This window comes from Hyalangium sp., assembly GCF_035629615.1.
Taxonomy (GTDB): domain Bacteria; phylum Myxococcota; class Myxococcia; order Myxococcales; family Myxococcaceae; genus Hyalangium.
This window is the reverse complement of the sequence record NZ_DASPHO010000102.1, coordinates 1-4,482: the sequence shown is the minus strand read 5'-3', so window position 1 is coordinate 4,482 and position 4,482 is coordinate 1. Positions and strand designations below refer to the sequence as shown.

5 protein-coding genes and 1 pseudogene are annotated in these 4,482 nt (G+C 67.5%); 4 read left to right on the top strand and 2 right to left on the bottom strand.

Translation table 11 applies throughout. The features are described 5' to 3' along the window. On the bottom strand, positions 1-611 hold a 611-nt coding region (locus VD972_RS04790), incomplete at its 3' end, for a PAS domain-containing protein (protein WP_324981435.1). Positions 612-818: 207 nt separating this feature from the next. Next, on the bottom strand, positions 819-1,664 hold the full coding sequence (gene folD, locus VD972_RS04785; protein ID WP_324981432.1) for a bifunctional methylenetetrahydrofolate dehydrogenase/methenyltetrahydrofolate cyclohydrolase FolD: 846 nt from the start codon (positions 1,662-1,664) through the stop codon (positions 819-821). Positions 1,665-1,743: 79 nt separating this feature from the next. Here folD and VD972_RS04780 point away from each other — a divergent pair, with 79 nt between their 5' ends. From VD972_RS04780 to VD972_RS04765, 4 genes and pseudogenes are all read left to right on the top strand, one after another. Continuing rightward, positions 1,744-2,526, top strand: a complete 783-nt coding sequence (locus tag VD972_RS04780; protein WP_324981429.1) for a TerB family tellurite resistance protein — start codon at positions 1,744-1,746, stop codon at positions 2,524-2,526. 49 nt (positions 2,527-2,575) lie between these two features. Next, the gene (locus VD972_RS04775) at positions 2,576-3,256 is read left to right on the top strand and encodes a Smr/MutS family protein (RefSeq protein ID WP_324981426.1); all 681 of its coding nucleotides are present in this window, start codon (positions 2,576-2,578) and stop codon (positions 3,254-3,256) included. 36 nt (positions 3,257-3,292) lie between these two features. Beyond that, the gene (locus VD972_RS04770) at positions 3,293-4,288 is read left to right on the top strand and encodes an adenosine deaminase (RefSeq protein ID WP_324981423.1); all 996 of its coding nucleotides are present in this window, start codon (positions 3,293-3,295) and stop codon (positions 4,286-4,288) included. Between the two features lie 3 nt (positions 4,289-4,291). After that, positions 4,292-4,482, top strand: a pseudogene (locus tag VD972_RS04765) (dihydroorotate dehydrogenase (quinone)); the annotation flags it as partial.

Sequence of the window (4,482 nt, the reverse complement as noted above, 5' to 3'; positions counted from 1 at the left end):
GAGCAAGCCCCGTCGATGATCGTGGCCACCATGCGGACCACGGCGTTGACGACGCTGCGCAGGTCAGCGCTTGCCTCGGCGAAGACGTGCGAGGCCTCGGCAAGGATGAAGAGCCGCTGAGCCGCTGCCTCCGCCTCTGCGCGTGCGTGGCGCTCTCGCTCCAGCAGCTCGTCACGCTGCTGCTCCGCGCGCCGCTGAGCGCGCAGATCCTCGACATAGATGCACGCGCCCAGGATCACGGAGCCGCTGAACACCGGGAAGTAGCTGGTGCGAGAGAAGCGAGGCTCACTCGGCGTCCCGGCCGACTCCCACTCCACCTCGATGTTCTCCAGGGGGTGGCCCGTCAACAGCACGTGCTCGACCCGGCGGATGATGGCCTTCGTGGCCTCCGAGTCCGCCGGGAGCACCTCGTAGATCTTCCTGCCCAGGTGACACTCGGCGGGCACGCCGTTCATCTCCGTCAACGCCTTGTTGACGCGCAGGTACCGCAGCTCGGGGTCTACGAAGGCGATGCCAATCGGGGCATGCCAGAGCGCTTCAAGCCCCGCAATGGCGGCACCCGCTGCCTGGTTCTGCCACGGAGGTGCTGAGGCGATTGAGAAGGCGCTCACGAGAGGGTTCCAGATGGGGAAGACTCTTAGCATCCAGCGGGCTTCTGCCTCCGGCCCCCAGGGCTGCGCGTCCGCTTTCCGACAGGCCTTCTGTTCAGCCTGCCATCTCCCCAGGCAGACACTCACTTCAAGTGTTCTGGACTCGCTGGATCAGACCGCACGCAGTCTCGAGCGGAGAGCGGGCAGTCGACCCTGTATCCGCGCTGACTACACGCCGCCCATGGCGGCGATGACCGTGTTGCGCATGAGCATGGCAATGGTCATGGGCCCCACGCCACCCGGAACCGGGGTGATGAAGGAGGCGCGCTGGGAGGCGGCCTGGAACTCCACGTCGCCCACGAGCTTCCCATCCGCCTTGCGGTTCATCCCCACGTCGATGACGACCGCGCCGGGCTTGATCCAGTCGCCCTTGACGAGCTCCTGCACTCCCACCGCGACGACGAGAATGTCCGCCATGCCCACCTCGCGCTGCAGATCGCTCTTGCGGTGGCAGATCGTCACCGTGGCATCCGCCTGGAGCAGCATCAGCGCCATCGGCTTGCCCACGATGTTGCTGCGCCCGACAATCACGGCCCGCTGGCCCGAGGGGTTGCAGCCCACCTCCTTCAGCAGCCGCATCACCCCGAAGGGCGTACACGGCCGCAGCCCCGGCCGCCCGAGCGACAGGTTGCCCGCGCTGATCGGGTGGAACCCGTCCACGTCCTTCTCGGGCTTCACCGCGGAGATGATCAGCTCCGCGTCGATGTGCTTCGGCAGCGGGAGCTGGACGAGGATGCCGTGGACCGCCGGATCGTCGTTGAGCTTGCGCACCAGGGCGAGCAGCTCGTCCTGGGAGATGCTCGCGTCCGGGTGGTGCTCCCAGGAGTTGAAGCCCACCTCCTCGGCGGCCTTCTTCTTCCCGGTGACGTAGACCTTCGAGGCGGGATCCTCTCCCACCCGAACCACCGCCAAGCCGGGGACGAGGCCCCGCTCCACCTTGAGACGGTCCACCTCCGCCTTCACCTCCGCCCGCACCCGCGCCGCAATCGCCTTGCCATCGATCAACTGAGCCATAGGCCGGCGGACTCTATGCCAAACTGCGTCCTGGCAAGGGGTGAACGCAGCCGTGGCGCCGGGAAAAGTTCTGGGTGCGATGCTTGGGTTGATTCTGGGGCTCTGGATCGGAGGGCCCTGGGCCATCGTCCTGTTCACGTTCATCGGAGGGGTGGTCGGCCACCTCTACGACAATGCCCACGCCCTCCCCCCCTCGAACCCGCTCGAGGGGCTCGAGGAAGGCCCCCTCTTGGAGCCTCCGCCGGCACCCGTGACACGAGAGCAGATCGACGAGCAGGCCCAGGAGCACTTCGCGCGCCACCTCTGCGCCCTCTTCATCGAGGTGGCCCGGGTGGATGGTGAGGTGTCGCGGGACGAGGTGCGCGTGGTGAAGGAGTACTTCCAGAACGAGCTGAAGTACGGCCCCGAGGCGCTGGACATCGTCCGCCTCCTCCTCAAGGAGTTCCTCCAGAAGCCCCCCTCCCTGGACGAGTCCATCGCGGCGTGCCGGGACGAGCTGCCCACCGGGGATCGGCTGCTCCTGGTGGACACGCTGTACCAGCTGGCGCTCGTGGATGGAGCCCTCCAGCGCTCCGAGCAGGAGAGCCTGCGGCAGATCGTCAAGGGGCTGGGGCTCACCGAGGAGGACCGGCGCTCCGTCACGGCGCGCTACCTGGGCACGGGCCACACCGATTATGCGCGGCTCGGCCTCACCCCGGGCGCCTCCGACGCCGAGGTGAAGCGCGCCTACCGGCAGCTCGCCGCCGCGCACCACCCCGATCGTGTCTCCCACCTGGGCTCCGGAGCGGTCGAGCAGGCCACCCGCCGCTTCCACGAGATCCAGAACGCCTACGAGATGATTCGACGCCTGCGCGGGCTGTAGCAGGCGGTTAAACCCTGGAACCCGGCCCTGCTCAGGAGAGACTGGCCCCATGAGCCATCGCAACGGTCCCCCCAAGAAGAAGGAAGAGGCCTTCAACAACAGCCCCTTCAAGAGCGCGCTCAAGGCCCTCCAGAAGAAGGCCCCGGAGCCCGCCAAGGCCAAGGCTCCCCCTCCTCCCCCGTCCAAGAAGAGGCCCGCTCCGGAGGAGGACGATGCCTCTCTCTTCTACGCGGCCATGGATGGGGTCCAGCAGATCACCCACCGCGGCGAGGCGCCCGTGCCCAACCCGCGCCTGCCCGAGCTCATCGACGAGAATGCCGAGGCGCTCGCCCAGCTCTCGGAGCTCGTCACGGGACAGGGCGTCTTCGACATCGCGGACTCGGACGAGTTCATCGAGGGCGCCAGCCCCGGCACGGACCGCAACCTGCTGCGCACGCTGCGCCGCGGGGACTTCTCCCTCCAGGGCCGCCTGGACCTGCACGGGATGACTCAGGCTCAGGCCAAGGAGGCCGTGGATCGTTTCCTGACAGACAGTCGCCGGACCGGCAAGCGGTGCGTCCTCATCGTCCATGGCCGAGGTTTGCACTCCAAGGATCAGGTCCCGGTGCTGAAGGGGCTGCTGAAGGTGTGGCTGGGCCAGAAGCACATCGGGAAGCTGGTGCTGGCGTTCGCCACCGCCCGGCCCCAGGACGGGGGAGCGGGCGCTGTCTACGTGCTGCTGCGCCGGTAGCTGGACGCCCGGGCGGCTCTGTGCATACATGCCGCCATGGCTCGCGACCTCATTGACCTGCACATCCATGTCGGTGGCGCTGTAGCGCCCCACATTCTCTGGTCCATCGCGCATCAGCAGGGCTTCAAGCTCCCCGTCAAGAACTACTTCGACTTCGTGGAGCTCATCACCTCTCGTCCCGGGAAGGTGGGAAGCCTGGAGGACTACCTGAAGATCCTCCACACCTGGACGGAGAAGATCCAATCCTCCCCCAGCGCCATCGAGCGCTCCGTGTACGAGGTGATCGGCAAGGAGTACCGCGGCAGCCGGGTGACGCAGATCGAGCTGCGCTTCAACCCCATGAAGCGCAACCTGAACTCCGAGCTGGATCTGGATCACATCATCCACGCGGCGCTGCGCGGCATGGATCGGGCGGTGCTGGAGTACGGCGTGAAGGCCGGCCTCATCTTCTGCCTGGCGCGCGAGTTCGAGCACCCGCTCAACACCATCATCGTGGAGAAGGCGATCAAGTACCGCACCCGCGGCGTGTACGGGATCGATCTGGCGGGGACCGAGAAGAACGCGCTGGAGCTGCGGCCCGAGGTGGTGGCCCAGTACGAGGATCTCTTCGAGAAGGCCCGGCGTGCCGGTCTCAAGTGCACCGTCCACACCGGCGAGACGAAGGGCACCGGCGCCGAGGGTGTGATGGCCGTCGTCGAGCGGCTCAAGCCGCACCGCATCGGCCACGGAATCCGCGCCGCCTACGACGAGGAGGCGATGAAGCTGCTGCGGGAGCGGGATGTGGTGCTGGAGCTGTGCCCCACCTCCAACCTGCACACCAAGGCCGTCGAGGGCCTGGACGAGATGCGGCACATCATCAAGACGTTCTGGGACCGGCGGGTGAAGTTCACCATCAACACGGACGGCCCCTACCTCCTGGAGACGGACATGCGCCGGGAGATCGAGCTGGTGGAGCGGAACTCCATCCTCACGCCGGAGCAGGTGGATCAGACACTGTCCTGGGCGAAGCAGCACTCGTTCATTCCGGGCTGACGCATGTACCGGCTCGTCCGTGCGCTCCTCTTCCTGTTCGCGCCGGAGCGGGCGCATCGCCTGGGAATGCTCGCGCTGAGGTTGCTCGGGGCGTGGCCTGCCCTGAGCCGGTGGCGCCGGGGCCGAGCCCTCCGGGGCGTGACGGCGGAGCTGGCGGTGGAGGTGGCCGGCCTGCGCTTCGAGCACCCGCTCGC

What these genes read in the sequence shown, in the direction of transcription:
- folD (WP_324981432.1), bottom strand. Translation starts at nt 1,664, where the DNA reads ATGGCTCAGTTGATCGATGGCAAGGCGATTGCGGCGCGGGTGCGGGCG.
- VD972_RS04780 (WP_324981429.1), top strand. Translation starts at nt 1,744, where the DNA reads ATGCTTGGGTTGATTCTGGGGCTCTGGATCGGAGGGCCCTGGGCCATC.
- VD972_RS04775 (WP_324981426.1), top strand. Translation starts at nt 2,576, where the DNA reads ATGAGCCATCGCAACGGTCCCCCCAAGAAGAAGGAAGAGGCCTTCAAC.
- VD972_RS04770 (WP_324981423.1), top strand. Translation starts at nt 3,293, where the DNA reads ATGGCTCGCGACCTCATTGACCTGCACATCCATGTCGGTGGCGCTGTA.